19 protein-coding genes, 2 tRNA genes and 1 pseudogene are annotated in these 22,698 nt (G+C 36.9%); 8 read left to right on the forward strand and 14 right to left on the reverse strand.

Going from position 1 to position 22,698, the window contains the following annotated elements:
* Window positions 1–226 precede the first annotated feature (226 nt).
* The 9 genes and pseudogenes from DWB61_RS13725 to DWB61_RS17985 all read right to left on the reverse strand — a co-directional run.
* A complete protein-coding gene (locus DWB61_RS13725; protein WP_125031488.1) occupies window positions 227–1,732 on the reverse strand; it encodes a glutamine synthetase family protein in 1,506 nt (501 codons plus the stop codon).
* Window positions 1,733–2,402: 670 nt separating this feature from the next.
* Window positions 2,403–3,827 carry a bifunctional metallophosphatase/5'-nucleotidase gene (locus tag DWB61_RS13730; protein WP_125031489.1) on the reverse strand — a complete coding sequence of 475 codons (1,425 nt, stop codon included), beginning with the start codon at window positions 3,825–3,827 and terminating at the stop codon, window positions 2,403–2,405.
* A 108-nt stretch (window positions 3,828–3,935) separates the two neighbouring features.
* A complete protein-coding gene (locus DWB61_RS13735; protein WP_191984783.1) occupies window positions 3,936–4,928 on the reverse strand; it encodes a nucleoside recognition protein in 993 nt (330 codons plus the stop codon).
* 292 nt (window positions 4,929–5,220) lie between these two features.
* Window positions 5,221–5,679: an aminoacyl-tRNA deacylase gene (locus tag DWB61_RS13740; RefSeq protein WP_125031490.1), complete on the reverse strand. Its 459-nt coding sequence runs from the start codon at window positions 5,677–5,679 to the stop codon at window positions 5,221–5,223.
* Between the two features lie 545 nt (window positions 5,680–6,224).
* Window positions 6,225–6,980 carry an MBL fold metallo-hydrolase gene (locus tag DWB61_RS13745; protein WP_158614427.1) on the reverse strand — a complete coding sequence of 252 codons (756 nt, stop codon included), beginning with the start codon at window positions 6,978–6,980 and terminating at the stop codon, window positions 6,225–6,227.
* A 45-nt stretch (window positions 6,981–7,025) separates the two neighbouring features.
* On the reverse strand, window positions 7,026–7,406 hold the full coding sequence (locus tag DWB61_RS13750) for a putative signal transducing protein (protein WP_125031492.1): 381 nt from the start codon (window positions 7,404–7,406) through the stop codon (window positions 7,026–7,028).
* A 99-nt stretch (window positions 7,407–7,505) separates the two neighbouring features.
* Complete coding sequence (locus tag DWB61_RS13755; protein WP_158614428.1) at window positions 7,506–7,952, reverse strand: DUF2059 domain-containing protein; 447 nt, start codon at window positions 7,950–7,952, stop codon at window positions 7,506–7,508.
* A gap of 201 nt (window positions 7,953–8,153) precedes the next feature.
* The gene (locus DWB61_RS17980; RefSeq protein ID WP_125031494.1) at window positions 8,154–8,312 is read right to left on the reverse strand and encodes an HpaII family restriction endonuclease; all 159 of its coding nucleotides are present in this window, start codon (window positions 8,310–8,312) and stop codon (window positions 8,154–8,156) included.
* A pseudogene (locus DWB61_RS17985) lies at window positions 8,237–8,608 on the reverse strand (HpaII family restriction endonuclease); the annotation flags it as partial. The gene DWB61_RS17980 and the pseudogene DWB61_RS17985, both read right to left, overlap by 76 nt.
* A 57-nt stretch (window positions 8,609–8,665) precedes the next feature.
* Here DWB61_RS17985 and DWB61_RS13770 point away from each other — a divergent pair.
* From DWB61_RS13770 to DWB61_RS13795, 6 genes are all read left to right on the forward strand, one after another.
* Window positions 8,666–8,968, forward strand: a complete 303-nt coding sequence (locus DWB61_RS13770) for a hypothetical protein (RefSeq protein WP_125031495.1) — start codon at window positions 8,666–8,668, stop codon at window positions 8,966–8,968.
* Between the two features lie 301 nt (window positions 8,969–9,269).
* Window positions 9,270–9,662 carry an endonuclease domain-containing protein gene (locus DWB61_RS13775; protein WP_125031496.1) on the forward strand — a complete coding sequence of 131 codons (393 nt, stop codon included), beginning with the start codon at window positions 9,270–9,272 and terminating at the stop codon, window positions 9,660–9,662.
* Between the two features lie 257 nt (window positions 9,663–9,919).
* Window positions 9,920–10,261, forward strand: coding sequence for a hypothetical protein (locus DWB61_RS13780; protein ID WP_125031497.1), 342 nt, complete (start codon window positions 9,920–9,922; stop codon window positions 10,259–10,261).
* Window positions 10,262–10,540: 279 nt separating this feature from the next.
* Complete coding sequence (locus DWB61_RS13785) at window positions 10,541–10,978, forward strand: DsbA family protein (protein ID WP_225423401.1); 438 nt, start codon at window positions 10,541–10,543, stop codon at window positions 10,976–10,978.
* A 42-nt stretch (window positions 10,979–11,020) separates the two neighbouring features.
* On the forward strand, window positions 11,021–13,435 hold the full coding sequence (locus DWB61_RS13790) for a TonB-dependent receptor (RefSeq protein ID WP_125031499.1): 2,415 nt from the start codon (window positions 11,021–11,023) through the stop codon (window positions 13,433–13,435).
* A gap of 11 nt (window positions 13,436–13,446) precedes the next feature.
* Window positions 13,447–14,475, forward strand: a complete 1,029-nt coding sequence (locus tag DWB61_RS13795) for a DUF4249 family protein (protein WP_125031500.1) — start codon at window positions 13,447–13,449, stop codon at window positions 14,473–14,475.
* Window positions 14,476–15,323: 848 nt separating this feature from the next.
* Here DWB61_RS13795 and DWB61_RS13800 read toward each other — a convergent pair.
* The 3 genes from DWB61_RS13800 to mutS all read right to left on the reverse strand — a co-directional run bounded on the left by DWB61_RS13800 (window position 15,324) and on the right by mutS (window position 18,381).
* Window positions 15,324–15,407, reverse strand: a tRNA-Leu gene (locus DWB61_RS13800).
* A gap of 15 nt (window positions 15,408–15,422) precedes the next feature.
* Window positions 15,423–15,495: transfer RNA gene (locus DWB61_RS13805), tRNA-Gly, on the reverse strand.
* 270 nt (window positions 15,496–15,765) lie between these two features.
* A complete protein-coding gene (gene mutS / locus DWB61_RS13810; RefSeq protein WP_225423398.1) occupies window positions 15,766–18,381 on the reverse strand; it encodes a DNA mismatch repair protein MutS in 2,616 nt (871 codons plus the stop codon).
* 411 nt (window positions 18,382–18,792) lie between these two features.
* Between mutS and DWB61_RS13815 the strand changes: the two genes are divergently transcribed.
* Complete coding sequence (locus tag DWB61_RS13815; protein WP_225423399.1) at window positions 18,793–20,208, forward strand: saccharopine dehydrogenase family protein; 1,416 nt, start codon at window positions 18,793–18,795, stop codon at window positions 20,206–20,208.
* Window positions 20,209–20,256: 48 nt separating this feature from the next.
* Complete coding sequence (locus tag DWB61_RS13820; RefSeq protein ID WP_125031502.1) at window positions 20,257–21,012, forward strand: hypothetical protein; 756 nt, start codon at window positions 20,257–20,259, stop codon at window positions 21,010–21,012.
* Between the two features lie 68 nt (window positions 21,013–21,080).
* Here DWB61_RS13820 and DWB61_RS13825 read toward each other — a convergent pair whose 3' ends face one another.
* Both DWB61_RS13825 and DWB61_RS13830 read right to left on the reverse strand, forming a co-directional pair.
* Window positions 21,081–21,800: a tRNA1(Val) (adenine(37)-N6)-methyltransferase gene (locus DWB61_RS13825; RefSeq protein WP_125031503.1), complete on the reverse strand. Its 720-nt coding sequence runs from the start codon at window positions 21,798–21,800 to the stop codon at window positions 21,081–21,083.
* Between the two features lie 40 nt (window positions 21,801–21,840).
* The gene (locus tag DWB61_RS13830; RefSeq protein ID WP_125031504.1) at window positions 21,841–22,614 is read right to left on the reverse strand and encodes a TIGR02757 family protein; all 774 of its coding nucleotides are present in this window, start codon (window positions 22,612–22,614) and stop codon (window positions 21,841–21,843) included.
* Window positions 22,615–22,698: the final 84 nt, after the last annotated feature.

Consider the following 22,698-nt stretch of genomic DNA (forward strand, 5'->3'; position numbering starts at 1 on the left):
TTGATGAAACGATTTGCTGATGTGATGATGTGATGATGTGGTGGTGTGATGATGTGGCATCTGAAGATGATTTCTGCGATAATCAGCGTTATCTGTGGGAAACATTTTAGGAGGAAGTCATAAAAAGAAAAGGGATTACAGCCAATGACCGTAATCCCTTTTTGATTGTTAGTAGGTACTCTTATTTAGTCGGTTTTCTTTTTCAAGAAATTTATAATTAATTTGATTACATGCAGTGAATGTATTTTTCCACGATAGCCATAATTTCCTGATGATGACCTAAGATACGATCGTTAAGACCATTGTCGTTGTATGCCTTAAGGCCAGCAGCAACAGCATCGATGCTTCCAGGAGGGAAGATGTTGTTGTTTTCGAAAACTTCACGCTTAGCCAATAGGCTGTCAGCACTCTCGAAACAACAAGTTGGCAATTGCTCTAGTTTCTCAAGTCTCTCAGAGAAGTTTGAACTAAAGATATCCATATCAGCATATAAAGCTTCAGCTCTTTCTAATGCTTTTTCATCATTTAAACCGTGTTGTACAGCTACGATCAAACCAGCAACCAGCATATAAATGTCTGCGGATCCATCTGGCACGCGGAACTCAAAAGTTTGCTTGCTTGAGAAGTCACGAGTATCAGCTTGTTGCTGAGGATTCACCTCTTTAATCATGTCTTTAGAACCTAACCATCCAAGAGGTACACGTACCAAAACAGAACGGTTACGATCTCCCCAACATACGTAAGTTGGTGCTTCCTGATGAGGAACTAGACGTAAGTATGATGTTGGGATTGTATTTCCAAAAGCCGTTAAAGGACCAGCAAGATCCATGATACCAGCAATACCTTTTTTAGCAATATCGCTTAGTTTACCATTCTCAACACATAGGTTTTTACCATCTTTCTCAAGCATCATGTGAATGTGAAGACCTGATCCGGCTTTACCTACTGTAATTTTTGGAGCCCAGCTTACTAGCGCTCCTTCGCGAGCTGCCAACATACGAACGATCCATTTACCAATCAATAATTGATCAACGGCATCTTCTGCTTCAACTGGGATAAATTCAATCTCGTGCTGCTCGTAACCATCTTCACGAATAATGAAGTTACCTACTTCTGAGTGACCATATTTAATTTTACCACCACACTGAGCAATAAGTACCATTGCTTCGCGACGTAGGTTCTCCCACTGAGTAAAAGGTTGAGAATCATGATATCCTTTTTGGTCTTCGCCAGGATAAAGCTCAGATTTTGTACTTTTAATATAGTACTCCAACTCACCCATAGCCTTGAAAGTCATCCCTGTTTTTTCCTTAAAGCAGTTATGCGCTTTTTTAAGGATATGCTCTGGTGCACTCTCTAAAGGCTCACCTTGAGCTGTATAGAAAGAACAAAGGATATCTAAAGTTGGAATCTCTGAGAATGGATTTAAGAAAGCTGTCTTGAAACGTGGAATCACGTATAAGTCACTAGAACCGGCTTCGATAAATGGGAATAGACTTGATCCGTCAACACGCTCACCTGTACTCAAGATACTGTCAAGGTGGTTACGGTCAGTTATAATAAAGTTTAATGTTTTTAATTTACCATCGTTAGCAATGTAACGGAAGTTAATCATCTGAATGCCATTTTCTTCGATGTAACGAATCAAATCCTCTTTAGTGAATTCATTTGGCATTTTCTGTAAGTACTGAACCAACTTGTTTGGGTTCAAAGCAACTGAAGCATTTGTCATGATGCAATTATTTATTTAATGTTTGTGTTTTTTAGCTTTTATCTGATGCGGGCATATTTTTATTATTGACTCATTATAAATAGATATGACTTATAACGATTGCATGCTTACATCTTTGTTTTCTTTCAATTGCTAAAATAGAGGAGTTACCCCTTGCTTTCCAAGCAGAACAGTAGAATTCGGATATTGATGAAAAAAGCCTTGTAAGTGTTGTCTTTATTGGGTTTCTGTCTGTTTTATGACTACTTGTAGGAAGAGTTTTTTTCTGTTGTACAGCACTTTGTTTTTGAGCTTTCCAAGCCTAAAAAAGTGAATTTGAAGAACAGCCCCCCTTTCTAATGGTAGGGTGACTAAAAAGGATGTGTTTTTACTATACTTGATCCCTATTGGGGATATGGTAGTCTTCTTTTATAAGTTAGTAATTGTTGAAAACACCCTCATTTTGATCACACCCCATGCAAAACGTCATTTTTTTGATCTTTGTCGCAAAATAATTGAATAATTCTACTCTAAAAAGGCATAAAAATAAAACGCACCCCTGTATTTTATTCTTTTTTATCCTTAAGCTGATTCCGTACTGTTAATTAGGGGCGATTCTGATTGAATATCTGTTTTGCAGTTCTCTTATTCTGGTTTTGAAACCTAAGACGTGAGGAAATTCATCTTGTTATTATTCCTCAGTGATAATGAGTCTGTTTTCTAGTTTAGGATGCAAGGTTTTTCTTTTTTCGCAGTAGGCGTACAAGATTTTGTAATCGGTTTCAGCTTGGGATTCATCGATTAGAATTTCGTAATCGCCTTCTAGTTTATTCAGAAGATAGCTGTTTAGACTTAAAGTGAGCCACTCTTCATCCTTGAGTTCTTCATTTTCGTGTTTGATTATAATCTCCTTGGTTTTGGCTGAATAGATATAGGATATCCCTGAAACGTGGAGTAGTTTCCCATTTTTATCTTCAACGCTGCTCATTAGTATTTCTTTTAGTTCGGAGACGGTTAAAGCGATTTGACAAATTTTATTTCCAAAAGGGAGCAGTGAACGAGCGGATTTTACCGTGAAATTTCCAGCAGGGATATCAGTACGAATGCCAGAACCATTGATAATGGCGACGTCCGATTGGTGATATTCTCTAAAGGCATCCGTAATGAGATTACCAGCTAAACTTTCTTTTTCGATACCATTTCTAAAACTTAAGGGAACCTCAAGTATGCTCAGTGTTCTCGATAGTTGTTGTTCCATGTCCTTTTGGTAATACTGTTCTAGCGTCAATAAAGTAGAATCAGATGCAACTTTGTGATCCAAAGGGATGATATCAATTTTAGGATTCTCGTTTTTAGAGAGGCTAATTCGGGCAACAGAACTCATATTACCAGCAGTCGAAACAATTGGCGTACTTCCTTTATAAAAGATATTACTCTCGTGTTCGAATTGTTCTTCGCTAAGGATTAAATCAATCTCAGGAAACTGATTCAGAATTTGTCTGTTATTTTCCAGATTGGTTTGGCTCAGTACAACGATGAAATCAACTTTTTTTAAATCTTCATTCGTCATCACCTCTGTAAGGGCTACGATTAGATCTTCCTGCAGAACATGATTATCCTTTGCACTCGTGTTCATTGCATCGGTTAGGCCCAAAAATGCAATCTTAAGATCATTGACCTCCTTAATAATATAGGTGGGTAAATTTGCAAAGCTGTCACCATCTCTATTTTTAAGGTTTGAGCTGAACCATTGTGCGTTTGATTTTGATATTAAATGGATGCAGTGTGCGGCTCCATAATCGAATTCGTGCTGGCCGAAATTGCAAAGATCCACCGGTATCTGATTAAAAGCTTCAATCATTGGAAATCCTTTGTAGATTCCTCCAAAGAGAACACCACCACATAAATCACCACCATGCAAAACGATTGTATTGGGATTTGTTTCCTTCATCTGGTCGACTATTGTTTTTAACCGAGCCATTCCTCCGCGTCCCCCTTCTACATCATCCAAAGGATAAATTTGATGTGCATCAGTAAAATAAAGTAAATCAACTTTCTGAGCTTGTGAAGAGAAGGAGAAAACAAAGAGAAAAATGAATAGAAATCGATGGTTCATGACGCTTATTACTTTATATTTTTAGTTTATCTAGCTTGAAATTAACAATTTGAATCAGATATGCCTAAGCATAATTTGATTACTTGTCAAAAATAGGCCAGTTGTTTTTTATTTCTTCACTTTTAGAGGAGATGTCTGAAGGACTTGGGGATGTGTTTCGGTAAATTTTCGTTGTCGGTGTTTTTCTATTAAATAATTCTCCAAACGCCTAAGCCAAACTAGGATGATAGCAAACAAAAACCGAGGGATAATCAGAACAGGAATAGAGTAGCCCAAACTTAAAAACAGAAGAGGATCTTCCAGTTGTGAGTGAGATATGGCTAGATGGTGATTCAGAAGGTCGCATTCTTTCTGTTTAAGTTGACCTTCTTCAACTTTCTGAAGCATGACGGCAGAACCATAAGCTAAGCCAATAGTGTTACCTACCACCCATAGGAAAGAAGACTCCTTGGGTAAGCCCATTAGTTTCATCAATGGGGATAGAGGCTTGGTCAGATATTTTAAAATGCCAAACTCCTCCAGGCAGCGCTGTACAATAAGAAGCGCATTAACCAGAATAACAATTTTAAGTAGAGTGACACCAATTTGAGGTAGCCATTCGATGATGGCTTGTGTCAAATCTCCATTCTGAGTCTGATAAGAGAATGTTCCATCAGAAGGGCTGCCCGGGAGAATAAAATTGAGCACTGCTCCAACAATAAAACTAGAGACTAAGCGCAGCAAGAGCATGCGTGTTGCCGAAGAGCCTGTTTTCTTAAGAATGGCTGTTTCGATGAGGAAGCCATGTGAGATAAGGCACATCACAGCCAATATGGTACCATCACGAACAGGTAGTGCCAAGGTGGTGAGAACAGCCACAACCGAATAAATGTTGGTGAAGATGCTGGTGATTAAAACCAGTGCCGCAACCCCAGGCAGACCAATGATTTGAAAGATAGGGCTGGTGTATTCGGCCATAATGACCAGCAAACCAAAGTAATCCAATAAAAGAACCGCGAATGAAACGGGAAGGGTAAGTTTGATGAGCCACAGTGAGGTTTTTAAACCCACAGGTAAAGCCTGTTTCACACACATTAATAATCTGTTATTGAAATCTTTCATGAGATTCTGTTTCCAAGTTTGAAGTTGCAAAACTAAAAAAGAATTTTGTTGTTATTGATATTTTGGTTTTGATTATTTGCTCTTCTTTTTTTACCGCTAATCCCGAAAAAACTCGGGACGCTAAGTTTTTCACGCCAGGCCCTCAAAGAGAAAAATTCTAATTTACTCGCAAGCTCGTTAACATGTTAGTGTTCATCTGTGTAATTTGTGGACAGTTTCATTTTCTCTTTTTAAACGTAAAGGAACACGTTTTTATCTGCGTTCATCATTGTAATCTGCGGGAATCAAGGAACTACTTTATAAGATCAACAGCTTCTGCATTCACAACCTGCATGAGGTCACCAGGCTTTAGTTTAACTCTGAATTTGACTTTCCCTCCACTCACAATGACTTGTTCCATTTTGCTTGAGCTAAGTTCAAGAAAAGTTTTGTAGAGTTTCTTCATGCCGATAGGCGAACAGCCCCCTTTGATATAACCCGTGTTTGGCAATAGTTCCTTTTCAGGAAGCATCAAAATCTTTTTTTCTTGGGCTGCACTTGCAGCTTTTTTGAGATCCAGTTCGTTGTTAAGGGGAATAATAAAGACGTAGAGTTCGTTGCTTACACCACGAGCCACAAGTGTTTTGTGAATGAGTGAGGCATCTACATCGGGATTATTTGAATCACTCAAGTCAATTGAGTCTTTAGCCTCGTAGCTAATCTTGTTTTTATCCAGTATTCGTAATGCGTTTGTCTTAATCGTCTTGCCCATAATCGTTTTTCAATCTGATGAAGCGAAGTTAGGAAAACTGACTATTTCACGCAAAGTGCGCAGAGAATTTAAGCGCAATCCCCGAAAGTTTTCGGGGCGCAAAGAGATGGGTTGAAACCTTTGCGTGGAATTCGAGCTTGGTATAAATTAAACTTCATTTTTTGGCTTGATCCAAAAAACGAAGCAAAAAAGATCAAGGCTGCTTTTAAAAGATTTTTCTTATTTGCCTTAAGCTTAAGTGCGGCCGGGTGATTTTCGAACAAAGTTCTCAACTTCCCGGTCTTTCTAAAGCTTTCGTTAAGCGAAATATCTTTAAAAAGAGGCCATTTATTTTAATGATGTGCTTCTGAGCGCACTTTGTCAGTCTGCCGTGAGGCTTGCTACTCTTGTAGAAAGAGGAAGAGGCAAGGATCAGACTGGCTTGATTTTTGATTCGCGAACTAAATTTTCAAATGCGCTCATGAGCCCAGCGGCTTGAGCGAAAGAATAAAAAAAACCGCTAGCAAGTCTGCTAACGGTTATATAAGTATTCGATATAAGTTTATCTATAGATTAATGACATCGCCCGTGGCATACTTAATGGTCTTAAACTCATCGTAAAAACGAACCAGAGTCGGGAAATCGACACAATGCATAGGGTAGATGTGTTCTACATTTTCCGCTTTAAAATACTCAATGGTTTTTCTTACAGTAGCTTGAATTTTTTGTGTGAGATGAAAACCACCCACCACAGCATAAAGATCTTGATCTGTTACTTCTTTGGCATACTCGCATATATTGCAAATGCCAGCATGCGAACAACCCGTTAATACAATTACGCCTTTGGCGGTTTTTATGGCTATGGCCGAATCGTCGAGCATGCTGTCACCCTTGTGCTCTCCCTTTTCGAAACTCATTACTCTTGGTATCTGGCCCAAATAGAAAATACCAGGAGCGAATTCCAGACTTGTTTCTGAGGCAATAAGCTCAAAGTCGCGATTAAATAAATGTGCCTTCTCTTCCGAAACTTTCTCAAGAATATGCGGGTGTAGAATCAATTTTTTCTTCTCCTTAAACTCATGACTAAGCATACCACTGGTATGATCCCAATGGTGATGTGATAGGACAACAAAATCAGTTTGATTTAGATCGATGTCCAGGGCATTAGCATTCTGCTTGTATAAGCTGGTATGTCCTGTGTCGAAGAGAATTTTGACCTGATTTGTTTCCACAAAAGCTGAAAAGCCCCATTCCGATCGACAAAATCGAGCGGCTCTTTTGCTTGTGTCGTTTTCGCAAAGTATGGTGATTTTTGTTTCCATAATTTCTATTTGCATGCTATGTGAAGGATCTTAACCTGCTATTTTTTAAAATTCAGATTTGCAATCCTTGCAATAATATACACTGTTTAGATTATTGAATGGCGTAAAAATGAGAAGTGACATGATAATTGCGATGATCTTCCTTATTTTATTTTTTCCCAATCCCATCTTTATGTTTTTTGATTGACAGTTGGGGCAAATCAACTCGGTCTTAGCATTTAACCCTAAAAGGGTACGGGCATTATCGTAGTCAGTCTCATGCAGCATAATTTGTATGCCAGAATTTAGAATGTGATTGTAATGCGGCATTAAATTTGAGAAATTCTCATTGGTAATAAAAACTTCGATACCTTCATTTTTCAGACGACCTTTTATGAGGTTTGCCTCAATAGCTGTTTCACAGGTCATTAATCGAATAATGCTCATAGTTTTGAGAGGATATAAATGAGTTTGATTTGTGTTAAAAAAGAATTTGCTGCAAAGTAACGAAACTAAGCAGCAAATTGCATAAGGTGTTGAATGGAATTAATAACCTTTTGCCTTCATCTTCGCCGCAAAATTCTGCCCAATTTTCATGCCCCACTGCTGACCAACCTGCATGGCCTCGCGAGTGAGTAGGGGTGTTTTCTCCGCAAATTTAATTCCTATAGGTGTTTTGTAAAACTTGATTAGCTCTTGCAAATCGGTTTGGCTTAAATGTTTTTTGTAGGCAGGAGCCAACATCACCACAAGCTCATTCATAGATGTTTTTTGAAACTCTGCCTCAAACTCTTTCCATACATCAGCAGAAACCTGTGGGTATTGGCCCTTATAGGCTGCTAACATTTGGTTGATGGCTGCTTGGAAGGTGGCTTCCGATCCTGAAACGTCAAACATTTCAGACAGTGTATTTTCATAAGCCTTATCACTTTGCGCAAATGACGAGAATGTGAATAGCATGAAGAATGCTAGGATGCTTAGTGTGTTTTTCATTGTTCTTATATTGGTTTGGTTTTTTAACGGTCTTGCTAAGTTGCTTGGGCGATTTGAAGAACCATCCCTTTTCAAACTACTATAGGTTTTATTTCTCGGACTCATTCCAAATTTAGCACTATCCGCCCAATGACTTGTATCTATTGTTAGGTCTTCGTGCTTTATTCTCAGTAGTCCACCTGTATGGTTGCGAAAGGATGACTATTTTATAAATCTTATTTGTAGGTTAAGTTTCATTTTCTGAACTCCATTTTCTGTATAAACTTTACCAAACCTATGCTTTGTCACGGAAGGGGTTTCCAGTTTGGTATTTTGAAACAAATAATCCTCAAAATTCTTTGAAAATAGAAATGATAACAAATTAAGTCTCCATCATCTTTGACAATTAAATATCCGCCAGTTGCTTGATAATTGCGAGTCCAAACTTCAGCTGCACGCATACCCAAAGCGTAATCAGTTAAAAATTTCTTAACTATTAATTCATACATCTTAGAATTAATGGCAAGGTTATAACCAATCGAATTTCTTATTGATACTTTTTTAGTGAATTTGGCAACTGTATTTTCAGAACTTATTTCATTTGAATAAAAAAGGACTATAATTTCAGCTAATATTTTATCAAAGTTATAATCAATTGTTTGAAGATTTGATTGAAAAGTCTCATTTTCAAATTATAAATTAGCTTTACTATTTTCTATTGATTAAAACCACGTGTGAAATATATTGATACCGATAAACAATCGCCTACTTTAAAAGATTCTCAAGTTGTTGGTGTTCCTCAAATTCGTTACGACAAAAGTGTTTTCGATGGGATACGAATTTTTACACGAGTGGGCGATGAGGCGAATTTTGATAATGGGCAAATTATTACCCAAACCAAATTTAAGGATACACGAGCTCGTATCGACCCTTCTAAGCCTGAAACACGGGAATATTACGCCTATTATGTGATAAAGGATAAAATCGTGGGTAAGCGTTCTAATATTATAAAAATTGAACTTGGTGCTGTGGTTTAAATCACGGCATTCCAATAAACTTCTCGACTATGTTTGAGTCATCAGTTGAGTGATGAGATTTCCAGATGATCATACTGGGGGTCTCATCTTTTTATTATAACCTATTACTTTCTCATTTTTATTTCAATGGTGAGTCTGGAGTTGTGTGTTTGGACTTGCAACAAAAATCTAGCAAGTCCAATTCTACCAACCAACTATTTCCCCTCCTTATTTTTAAGGAGGGGTGGCTTGCGAAGCAAGACGGGGTGGTTTAAAATCTAATCAATATTTTATGTAAATTGTATTGCTCAAATACACCAAAATGAAAAAGATTCACAACAAACCCAATCTTCTTGAATATAGAAAAAAACTCAGAAGACGTTCTACTGCTGCTGAGTCTACTTTATGGAAAAGTATCAAAAATAAACAAGTTGAAAATCTGAAATTCCAAAGGCAACATTCTATCGGAAATTATATTGTCGATTTTTACTGTCCTGAAATTAGATTAATAATAGAATTAGATGGCGCTTCACACGACAACTACCTATCTGAGGAGAAAGATCCAATTCGTGATAGAAAACTGGAGGAGCACAATTGCACTATCATAAGATTTGAAAACAGATATGTTTATGAATTTCTTGAAGAGATTATTGAAGCAATTAGATTGCACAAAATATTTCACCTCGAAAACAAAAAAAACATAGCTTCTTTCTGACCACCTCCCTCGAACAAGTTCGAGTACTTCTCCTTAAACTAAGGAGGAGAAACAACATACAAAACAAATGGAAGGACTTGCTTGAAGTTGCTATGTTTACATGTGCAGAGAGTTAATATATAGAGTTTTAAGTGTTTTATATATTAGGCTCTGATAAAAAAAATGAAAGATAAAAGTGTAGGGGCTAAAAACCATTCATCAAATATCTGAGTCAATGCATCTCGCTTTTTTGTAAATTGGTGTGTTAATTGGATATAATGAAAAAAACTAACCGACCTGTAATATATCCGAAGTGTAGATGTGAAGAGGGGAAAGAATCAGACTGGGAGCACACAAATGAATGCTGTATTGGTATTCGTCCCATTATAAGGAATGGCATCGGTCTTATTTTATCGATCTTAGCCATAACCTGCTTTTACGATTCACTCTCAACTATTATCTATATTGAAGATGAATCATTTTTCTGGGGCACGTTTTTAGCGGGCTTTGCTTTCACGTACCTGGCTTTTGAGGTGCTAAGGTCGAGGCCTATTAAGGAAGTAACGATTCGATGCCGAAATTGTGATTTTAAAGCCATCATCAATTTTAAGGAAAAGTAGAAAGTTTGGGGCATAAAAAAAGCTCCAATCTTTCGATTGAAGCTTTCTTCCGTACCCGGAGCGGGACTATGCATTTTTATGCTAATTTTTGAAGTGCCAGTAAAAATGGTAGGTTTTATAGGGTGTTTGAAGTGCGTTTCATAAAAAAACACACTTGAAGTAACTTAAACGTTCCCCAAAACGTTCCCCATCGTTCCCTTTTTTATATCTTTACTTCGTAACATAAACTATTTCGATGAGCGTTAATTTCTTCCTTAAAGAAATACAACCTTCTTAATTATATCAGATCCTAATTGTACAGCTTGTAGAGAAACATATAATGATATTAAAAAGATTGTAGATAATAATAAGGATGAAATGCAAATTGGGTACTCTTATTTTTCTGATAACATTAGTTTGTTAGGTTTGGTTCAAGAGGCTGCAAGTAGACAAGATCGGTTTTGGGAATGCCATCAATTGATTATGGAAAATCCAATTTCTAGTGATACAACTTATTATTATAATCTTCTTTCTCAAACAGGTATTGACTTAGACATATTAAAAAAAGATATGAATAGCCCAGACCTTGAAAAAGATATTAAAGAAAATTTCAAAAAAATCTCTCAAAGGAGTATTTATGGAACTCCAACATTTATAATGAATAACAAAATAATTACAAAAGAAGTTAGTTTAACGGGTTTAGATTATTTGATTAAAGAAGCAATCAAAAATCAATAATCTTATAGTAATAAGATTTCACTATCATATAATATTAAATACGTGAAAAATACCATTGTTTGTTTATTTAGCCTTTCAATTTTTAAGTGTCTAAGATTTATACTAATTGCATTATTAATTTTATCTTTTAATAACCTTAGCCATGCACAAAGTCACAATGTTTACGGCATTATCAAAGAAAAGGAAACAGGAGAAGTTATTCCTTATGCAACCGTTTTTATAAAAGGAACCCAAAATGGTTGTGTTTCTAATGCATATGGCTTTTACTCTTTAAGACTACCTTCTACAAATTGTAAACTGGTTTGTTCATTTGTTGGTTTTAAAAATTTCGAGAAAGATATTAATTCTCATGAAAATTTGAATTTTGACATATTTCTTGTAGTTAAGCAGACCGAGATCAATGAGGTAAAGGTGGTTGCCGAGAGTCAAGTGAATAATATTCTGACTTCTCTACCAGGGCAACAATCGCTCCAAACAAACTATGTGAAATCGATGCCTTCGTTAGCTGGTGAATCTGATGTTCTGAAAAGTATCCAACTTTTACCAGGAGTACAGTCAGCCAATGAAGGTTCTACAAATTTGCATGTTAGAGGAGGTAACTTTGATCAAAATTTATTTCTTCTAGACGAAGCACCAGTCTATAATCCATCACACGCACTTGGTTTTTTCTCTGTATTTAATACGGATGCTATTAGGAATATTGATTTTTATAAATCAATATTTCCAGCTAAATATGGTGGACGTCTATCTTCTGTTATCGATATTAAAATGAAAGAAGGTAATAGTCAAACTTTAAGCGGAAGTGGAAGTTTAGGTATTGCAGCAGCTAAAGTATGTCTCGAAGGTCCTGTTCTAAAGGGCAAAGGATCCTTCTTAATTTCGGGACGGTATAGTTACCTAGGAGCATTGGTTAATGCTTTTTCTGACTCGGGTATATTTGGAGCCTCTGATCCTAATATCAAAAATGGCTCATTGAGTGATAACGACATCAATTTCTATGACTACAATTTAAAAATGAACTATAATTTAAATACAAAAAATAGATTGTATTGGTCGCTTTATTCAGGTTCAGATCATTTTTATAGTGGCGCAATTAATTCTGAAAATCAGATGGATTGGGGAAATCGAACATCAACACTAAGGTGGAACCATATTTATAACACAAAATTATTTTCCAATACATCACTAATTTATAGTAAGTACAATTATGAATATGTGTTGCTTGAAAATAGCTTGAATTTTACATGGAGCTCGTCTATTAATCAGCTAGGACTAAAATCTGATTACGATTATATATTAAACTCTAAACATCGTTTAAATTTTGGTTTGGAGATTAATCGCCATATTTATCATCCAGGGAAGATTGAACCAAGGAATAGCTTGTCAAATACTAAAAGTCTTGAGCTTCAAAAAAGGAATACCGCAGATTACTCAATCTATCTTGAAGACAAACTAAAAATAACCGATAAATTTTTATTGAATGCTGGCTTAAGATATACTTTATTTACTAATCTGGGAAAGGCGGATATTAATACTTATAATCCAGGCACCGATAAAGTCATATCCGTTAAAAATTATAAAGCAGGTGAGATTATAAACACGTATTCAGGTATCGAGCCAAGAGTAGCTGTTGATTATTTATTAAATGACAAAACTTCTATAAAATTCTCTTACAATAAGACCAAACAATATGTGCATTTGATATCAAATTCGTCGGCAGGTCTTCCTACCGATGTTTGGTTGCCATCGAGTAAAAACCTGAAACCTCAAACTTCAGAACAATATTCCTTTGGCATTTACAAAAAGATCTGGGGTAAGCAATTAGAGGTTTCTGCTGAGGTGTATTATAAGAATATTCGTGATGTTGTTGACTATAAGGATAATGCGAATCTTTTTGTAAATGAACATATCGAAACACAGTTGTTAAGAGGAAAAGCGAAGGCTAAGGGTTTTGAATTTTATCTTAAAAAGAATTCTGGTAGGTTTCAAGGTTGGTTAAGTTACACACTGGCTGATGTGAAACAAAAAGTAATGGGAGTTAGTAATAGTGAATGGTATAATGCCAAATATAATGTGAGGCACAATCTAGCTTTAGTTGCATTATTCAATTTAGATGATAGATTTTCACTGTCTTCAAATTTTAAATTTAAGTCGGGAGGATATGTAACAATTCCACAAGGATTTTATACTTATCAAGGCAGTTCATTCCCATATTATACTGAACGAAATGGTTTCAAACTTGATAATTTTCATCAACTTGATTTTTCTTTGTCATATAAGAGTCGAAAAAATAAAACTAGAAGGTTAAAAAGCGAATGGATATTAAGCGCATTCAATATCTATAGTAGAGCAAATATTTTTAGCTTTTATGCTACAGTTGACCGTGGAGAAGTGAAAGCTTTTAAGATGTACTTATACAGAATGGTCCCTTCTTTAACTTATAAAATCAAATTTTAATCATTGTTCTTATGTATAGATATGTATTGATTTGTGTTCTTTTTACAAGTTTATTTTCGTGTAAAGAAGAATACCCTTTAAACTTAGAAAAGAATGATCCAATTTTAGTTGTTGATGCTAGCGTGAATAATTCAAAAGGACCACATTTTGTTCGATTGTCTAAAAGTTATTCTAAAATTGAAAATGGCAATTTTAAGGGGGGAAGTTCTGAAGATTCTGTAGACGAACCTGTTGATGATGCTTTAGTAATTGTAAAAGATAATAATGGTGTTGTTGACACATTAAAAAAACTCGATAATACTTTTTTCAATAGCTATAAAGATACTGAGTTTGGAAAAAAATATTATTATACAATTGAGCAAACTAATGGCAGTGTCGATACTGTTTTTATATTTCCTGATTCATATGATTTGAATAAAAATTCAATATACCAAACTAGTAAGATTGAAGGCTTACCAGGAAATACCTACACGATTCAGATAAAATGGAAGGATAAGACTTATAAGGCTGAAGAAAAAATGCCTCCATGTTTAGTTATTGATTCAACATCATATAGATATGAAAAAGGCTTACCTGGTAAAGATGGACATTATGTTCCTTTGTTGTATTTTAAGAACCCTTCAGATATTCATCAATATTACCTTTCTAATATAGATTCTAGAAATGATTTGATGAATTTGTTCCACTTAACTCAGTGGTATTATTCCGTTTTTGATACGGAATATTTTAATGAGTATGTTAATGGTGTTTTTTTAGAAGATGGCTACCCGAAAGATTGGTGGTCGGATAATTATGATCCTCGTTATGAGTTTAAGGATGGGAAATATACTGGCTTTTTCGATGTTAAGATTTCGTCTCTCTCTGAGAATGCTTACAACTATTATAAACAGCTTTCTGAATCTCTGGGACAGGATGGAGGAGCCTATAAGCCTGCTCCAGCTTCGGCACCAGGGAATATAAATAATGGAGCTTTAGGCTATTTTAAAGTTTCAGCAGATACACCATTAACCATTCAGATAGATAATTATGCCCCATATTAGTTAAATAATATTTTCAGCCTGTTAATCTTAAGTTTTTTTTAACTTAAGATCTGTTGGGGGCACATGTAATCCTCGTAAGTTTCTTACGGGGATTCGTTTTTATAGTTAAAAAATAATTGAGTACAGAAAGACCGATTGAGTAGGATAAGTGATCGGGATAGAATCGAGATACGATCGGGATAAATATCTCTTAAGTACCCTTTACAATAGCTCCATTATTAGATTTTATTCCCTGTATTGGCTTATCCCCTTGTGAAATGGGTATTTTCATTAATTTTTAGTTCATCTTTCTTTTAATTTGCGGCCTAACACAAAAGAAAAATGCCGCAACTCATTGTGAATTATAGCATTTCAAAGAAAACCAATTAATTATACTAGTAATCGGTATTGGATCGAGATAGAAGCGGGATATGATCTAGATACGAACTGGATAAATACCCCTTAATACCCCCTTTGTAATAGCTCGAATATTCCGTTTTATTCCCTGTATTGCTTATTTTCCTAGTAAAATGGGTGTTTTCATTAAATTGATTTGCCTTGCTATCAGAAAGATCGATTATGTAGGATAAATAATCGATATAGAAGCGGGATAGGTGATCGAGTTAGAAACTAGATAAATACCCCTTAAAAACCCTTTATTTAGATCTACTATTCTGTTTTGTGTCTTGTATTAACTTGGTAGAGGTTGCAAGCTTCATGAAAAAGTTTCTTTAAAAGATGAAAAAGAATGCTTTTTGAGATTAACCAGTAACGAAAGATTGGAATTTAAATAATGTTCTAGCGTTCCCCATTCCGTTCCCCTGAAAAGACAAAAGCCTCATAAACATTGCTGTTTATGAGGCTTTTTGTACCCGGAGCGGGACTTGAACCCGCACGGCCGTGAAGCCACTGGATTTTAAGTCCAGCGTGTCTACCAATTCCACCATCCGGGCATCCTTAACGGATTGAGCGAGAAACGAGACTCGAACTCGCGACCCCAACCTTGGCAAGGTTGTGCTCTACCAACTGAGCTATTCTCGCATAATGCTTTTTTGCTCCCTTCTAGTGAATCAACAAGGCTTTGTAGCCGTTGTTTTTTCGTTTTGACGTTGCAAATATATGCGCTTTTTTTGATTCTGCAAAAGAAAAAATGAAAATAGCTTCTTTTTTTTCACTTTCGCGGAATGCTAATAAAACCGCAGGGTTCGTGACTTGCTGAAAGTCAGAGAATCACTATTGAAATGAGTAGGCTGAAAAAAAAATATTTTTTTTTGAAAAACTTTTTCTCAGCCCAATCAAATCCTTGAAAGATTACAATCCTGATATCTTTTTTATCTCGCTAAGCTTATTTAAAGCTTCCAATGGCGTCAGATTATTGAGGTCCATGCCACGAATTTCATCACGAATTTGTTGTAGAACGGGATCGTCCATCTGAAAAAAGCTCATTTGGAAACCCTCGCGCTGTTGAGCAATTTCACCAACGGGTTTGGCCAAAGCTTCACCATTTTTGTTTCCCTCTAGCTGCAGCAGGATATCGTCGGCACGTTTAACTACCGATTTGGGCATGCCAGCCATTCGGGCTACATGAATCCCGAAACTGTGATTGGAGCCGCCAGGAACCAATTTACGTAGGAAAATCACCTTATTATTGACCTCCTTAACCGATACATTGAAATTTTTCACTCTATTGAAAGAATGCTCCATTTCATTTAGTTCGTGATAATGGGTGGCAAAAAGTGTTTTGCCCTTAAACTTCGGATGTTCATGAATGTACTCCACAATTGACCAGGCAATGGAAATGCCATCGTAGGTACTCGTGCCTCGTCCTAACTCGTCTAACAGAATCAGAGAGCGAGACGAGAGATTGTTCAGAATACTGGCTGCCTCGTTCATTTCTACCATAAAGGTCGATTCGCCCAATGAGATATTATCGGACGCTCCCACACGTGTGAAAATTTTATCCACATAACCGATTTTAGCCTCTTCAGCTGGTACGAAACTACCCATCTGAGCCATGAGCACAATAAGAGCCGTTTGACGCAGTAGGGCGGATTTCCCAGCCATATTGGGCCCCGTAATGATGATGACCTGTTGCTTGTCATTATCCAGATACACATCGTTGGCAATATAGCTTTCTCCAAGTGGAAGCTGTTTTTCAATCACAGGATGTCGTCCCTGTTTGATATCAATCACCTGCGTGTCGTTTATTTCAGGACAATTGTAATGATTCTCCTTGGCCAGTTTGGCAAAAGAAAGTAAGCAATCCAGTCGGGCAATCATCGAGGCATTCAGCTGAATGGAGCTGATGTAATCGGTGATGCTAATCACTAAATCGTTGTATAATCGAGTTTCAAGAGCCAGAATTTTTTCTTCAGCGCCTAAAATTTTCTCTTCGTAATCTTTTAGTTCCTGAGTGATGTAACGCTCAGCACTCACAAGGGTTTGCTTACGTATCCATTCCTCAGGCACTTTATCTTTATGGGTATTTCGAATTTCGATATAGTAACCAAACACATTATTAAAGCCAATTTTTAAGGACGGAATCCCCGTGCGTTGGCTTTCACGAACTTGCATCTGCAATAAATAATCCTTACCCGAAAAAGCAATCTTTCTCAAATCATCAAGAACATCAGATATCCCATCGGCTATAACACCACCCTTGCTTACCATTGCCGGAGGATCGATCTTAATTTCATTCTCAATTTTCTCACGAATGCTTTGACATGGATTCAGCTGTTCTCCAATCTTAACCAGATTTTCGTTGCCAGATTGCAAACAGTTGGCCTGAATAGGTTCAATGGCAATAAGGGCATTCTTGAGCTGTACCACCTCACGAGGTGAGATTCGACCGACTGCCACTTTGGATATGATACGCTCTAAATCACCTATCTGTTTAATTTCATCTTCTATTTCCCAGGATTTTTCTTCATTCGTATGGAAGTATTTTACTACATCCAAGCGGTTGTTAATGCGAGCAGGGTCTTTCAATGGAAGGGAAATCCATCGTTTTAACAAACGCGATCCCATGGGTGAAAGGGTTTTATCCATCACTTGCGATAGGGTTTGAGCCCCTTCGTTGAGTGCGCCAAAAAGCTCCAGATTGCGAAGTGTAAACTTATCCAACCACACATAGCGATCTTCTTCAATTCGTGCAATTTGTGTGACGTGACCAGCCTGCGAATGCTTGGTGAAATCTAAATATTGTAGAATAGCTCCCGAGGCAATAATTCCATCCCTCAAGCTATGTACACCAAATCCTTTTAGGGAATTGGTTTCGAAATGTCGTAATAATCGGTCTTTAGCAGCGGTTTCTGTAAACACCCAATCGTCCATGGTGAAGGTGTAGAACTTGCCACCAAATAATTCATGGAATAGTTTCTCTTTCCCTTTCTGATAAAGTACTTCCTTAGGTTGGAAATTGCCCATCAGTTTGTCGATATACTCAAAACTCCCTTCAGCGGTTAAGAATTCACCTGTTGACACATCAAGGAAGGCAATTCCTGCCGATTTCTTTTCGAGATGCACGCAGGCTAAGAAATTATTTTCTTTATGCTCGAGTATATTGTCGTTGTAGGATACTCCTGGTGTTACCAATTCCACAATGCCACGCTTGACAAGGGTTTTGGTCTTTTTTGGATCTTCCAGTTGCTCGCAAATAGCTACGCGCATACCCGCTCTTACCAATTTGGGTAGATAGGTATCAATAGCATGATGAGGGAATCCAGCCAGTTCAACATAGGAGGCAGAGCCATTGGCTCTTTTTGTTAGAGTAATTCCACATATCTCAGCTGTGCGAATGGCATCATCAGAGAAAGTTTCATAAAAATCGCCCACACGAAACAATAAGATGGCATCAGGATGCTTATCTTTTATGTCGTAATACTGTTTCATTAAAGGGGTCTCAACTGCTTTTCTTTGCTTTGCCAAGGAATGATATTTTAAGGCCTGTTTCTTTGCGAAATTCATCACAATTCAACTGGCTAATGAACTGCTTCTATTAACTGTATGCTTGCCGACAATCTCCACTTTATTTGTTATAATCAACAGTTTGGGCGAATGTCAAATAATTTCTTTTTCGACCTGAAAAATGAATCAGGGAAGGTAAAATAAATTTAGAACAAATATAAGCTTTGGCTGAGACTTATTAAAAAGAGCATGATGGTTTATTGATACAAAAAAGCTTTTAATTTCTAATTCTTCGCGGAGAAGGCAGATGAAATGCAAAATTGCAAAGCTTTACTGGTAAAGTGAAATAAACTTTGTGTTATGGTGAAAAGCTTAGTGCTCTTTACGTGAATTTCGTTTTAAATAGATGATTATTTTGCAAAAAGTACCTCAATGTCTTTTTATATTGATCTTTTCTTGCAATATTTAATGATCAATAAAAACCCCAAAACCCAATTTGAATTTCCTTATACTATGAATACTATTCTGATCGTTGGCGCAGGCCTTTCATCCACTAGCCTGATAGAATACCTTTTAAAACATGCAGAAGAAAACCTGTGGCAAGTTCGTTTAGCTGATATGTCATTGGAGCTTGCGGAAAGTAAAATTAAGCAGCATGCCCATGGTTATGCTTTTAAGTTTGACGTGTTTGATAAGGAAGAGCGAGCTAATGAAGTCGAAAAGGCTGACTTGGTGATTTCCATGTTGCCACCACCTATGCATCCCATGCTTGCTCGTGAGTGTGTGAAACAGACTAAGCATTTTATAAGTCCTTCATACATCACTCCAGAAATGCAGATTTTGCACAAGAAGGCGAAGACTAAAGGTGTTCTTTTAATGAATGAGTTGGGTGTTGATCCTGGAATTGACCATATGTCAGCCATGAAAATTATTGACGAAATTAAGGCAAAGGGTGGTGAATTGTTGAGTTTTAAATCCTATTGTGGGGGTATTCTAGCACCATCTTGCTCAACTAATATTTGGCAGTATAAATTTACATGGAATCCTAGAAATGTCGTTACAGCAGGAAAAGGGGTGGCTACATATAAAGAGAAAGGGCAATATAAATACCGTCCTTATCAGCAAGTTTTTGCACATCCTCTAGAGACAAGTATGCCGGAATATGGCGATTTCGAGGTTTATCCAAACAGAGATTCTCTCTCGTATAGAAACTTGTACCATATAGAATCGATTCCAAGTATTTTGAGAGGAACGATGCGTCGACCAGGATTTTGTCAGGCGTGGAATGCCTTTGTTAGCTTGGGCTGTACCGATGAATCTTATGTGATGCGCGATTCTGAAAATCTGACCTATGTGGAATATATTGAGAGCTTTTTACCTCATAACGAACGATCAGTTGAAGAGCGATTTGCTGATTGTATAGGTGTTTCGGTTTCTGATCCAATCTTGGAAAAATTTCGATGGTTGGATTTATTCTCTGACAAGAAAGTGGGTGTAAAGGAGGGAACCCCGGCCTTAATTCTTCAAAAGATATTGGAGGAAAAATGGACGCTTGATCCTGATGATAAGGACTTGTTGGTGATGCAGCATCAGTTTGTTTATACCTTGAATGGTCAGCAAAAGAGAATTACATCTTCGATGAGTTATGAAGGTAAAGATCAGCAACATACGGCTATGGCTTATACGGTTGGTTTGCCTATGGCTATTGTCGCTAAATTAATTTTACAATCGAAAATTAATTTGACCGGTGTGCAGATACCAATCGCAGCACAAATTTATGAACCTGTTTTAAAGGAATTAGAAAGACTTGGTGTTTATTTCACCGAGACGATAGAAGATTGTGAGTAATCTTATTCTGATTTTCTTAAGTTTGTAGATCAATCAGCGATTAACTTCATGAGAAATATTATTCTGTTTTCCCTCTTAGGGCTTTTAATTTTGGTGTCATCATGTAGCAGTTTGCCTGCACTTCAATCATCGTGGAATCGTACTTCGTCTATTAATAATTCTTTGGATGAGAAAGAAGCGAATGTGTTTTTCCATGAAGATAAGTTGACTCTAAAATTGTCTAATGATGCGAACTATCTCGATATTATTATTGCAAGTAACTCGCCGTTGACTCTAAATAAGATCTATAATTTGGGACTTAGTGTTTGGTTGGACCCGCAGGGTAAGAATAAACAAATATTTGGCGTTAATTTTCCACTACCCGTTGAAAAACCTTATTCACGAACTGCCTTTCAAAATTATATTAGCCGATTAGATTCGAATCAACTACAAGAGGAATTATTCGATCGCTTTCAGAAATATGAGTATGAAGATGTTCGTTTGAGAGAAAATATACGTGTTTCTACTTTAGATCAGGATGAAGCTTGTCAGGTTCGCTTGAATTCCAATGATCAAATTCTGTTTTCATACCATATTAGAATCAGCCTAAAGAAACTAATGGGATCTGATTTTAAAATATCGGGCAAAGAAAAAATTGGTATTAGTCTTTTTAGTACAACTATGGCTACAGAAGCTTATCTTTCATCCCTTTCTAGCAAAGAAGTGATTAATAAAAGATTAAACCGATTGAAGGCGGGTGATGACCCTAATCGTCAAGAATTGGTTGAGAAATGGATTAATTTTGGTTTGGCAACAGATGATTAAATGATGAGTTGATTGGATGATATGTAGATGTGTCGGTTGCTGAGCGAAGTCGAAGCAGAAGCACCAGTTTACATCTTCAAATAAAAATCCTTGCACAGGTCAATATACTCCGGGCTATAAACATGTCGCTGCCCATTTTCTACACAAAGTTTGCTTTCAATTGTTTCGGTGTTTTCTAATTTGAGTTCTATGAGCAGTCGTTTGGCAGGTTTGCCCGGATTAGGGAGAACCTCGACTCTCTGACTCAAGCAAAAGCCTGCAAGACGTGCTAGTCGAATAAAATACTCTCCTTCAGCTACTGGCAGAATCACTGAAAATTTTCCTTTCGGGTTCAATAGTGTTTTAGCACCGTCGATTAAATCTTCGAAAGGCAAACCATCGGTATGTCGTGCCTGACTTCGTGATTCACCTTTTGCCTTAAGTGAGTTGATAAAATAGGGCGGATTACTGACAATATGATCATATTTTTCTGTGTTTTGGTTGACAAAATCCTGAAAAGAGACATGAAAAGCATTCATTCGATCTGACCAAGGAGATTCCTCAAAGTTATTAACAGCTTGTTGATAAGATGAGGCGTCAATTTCGACGGCATCAAGCTTAGTATCATTCCCTGTTCGTTGAGCCAACATGATGGCAATTAAGCCTGTTCCTGTTCCGATATCAAGGCATGATTTGGCTTCACTAACATCTGCCCAAGCTCCTAATAGAACCCCGTCAGTGCCTACTTTCATGGCAGAACCTTCCTGATTTATTTTAAATTGTTTGAATTGGAAATAGGAATTAGCCATGAACTTAATGTTTATAATATTTTGAATGTATTTTCTTGGATTAAAATTTCTCGAAGATGCCTAGTCCAAAAAGAGCAAAATCATATTTTATGGGATCATTAGGGTCGAGCTGACGAAGTGATCTTGTGATTTCATCTACTGCTGGCCAATCGTCTTGCTTGCGATTAAGAAGGCCAAGTTTTCTACCCACTCGTCCCGTATGAACATCCAAAGGTAAATATAAGTCAGCAGGAGTCAAGCCCTGCCATAAACCGAAGTCAATACCCCTGTAATCCTTACGAACCATCCAGCGTAGAAACATATTCAGACGTTTGGCCGATGATTTTTTCAGAACATTTGAAACATGTTTCTCGGTTCTTTCAGGATGATCGATAGAGAAGAAAATTTTTCTAAAATGGGCTAAGGCATCTTTTGCGTCACCACCGCCTATCTTTGGTTTGGAAAATACGGCTTCCAGTCCCTTATGGTTTTTATAGATGTTCTGCAGGGCTTTGATAAAGAAAATAGCATCTTCACCGTTGAATGTTCGATGTTTGAAACCGGCAAAAATATCAAGATCTGAATTTTTAGCATTCATGATAAAATCATGAGGTGCTTCATCCATCCATTGCATGAGTTTTTTTGCATTTCGGATAATGGTCGGACGTTGCCCCCAGGCAATAGTTGCAGCAAGAAAAGCTGCTATTTCTATATCCTCTTTCTTTGAAAAAGCTTTGGGAATTTGAATGGGATCGGTCTCAATGAAAGTCTCTCTATTGTAGAGATCGTATTTCTCATCGAGAAAAGATTTGAGTTCAGAGCTAGAAAGGTTCATTGTGTATGGGCTTGAGTATTTAGAGTTTAGAAGTACTTAGAGTAATGAGTTGTGTTCTTAACTTATAAGTACTCAAGGCACTTT

The organism is Ancylomarina euxina, from assembly GCF_003863355.1.
In the GTDB taxonomy this organism is placed as follows: domain Bacteria; phylum Bacteroidota; class Bacteroidia; order Bacteroidales; family Marinifilaceae; genus Ancylomarina; species Ancylomarina euxinus.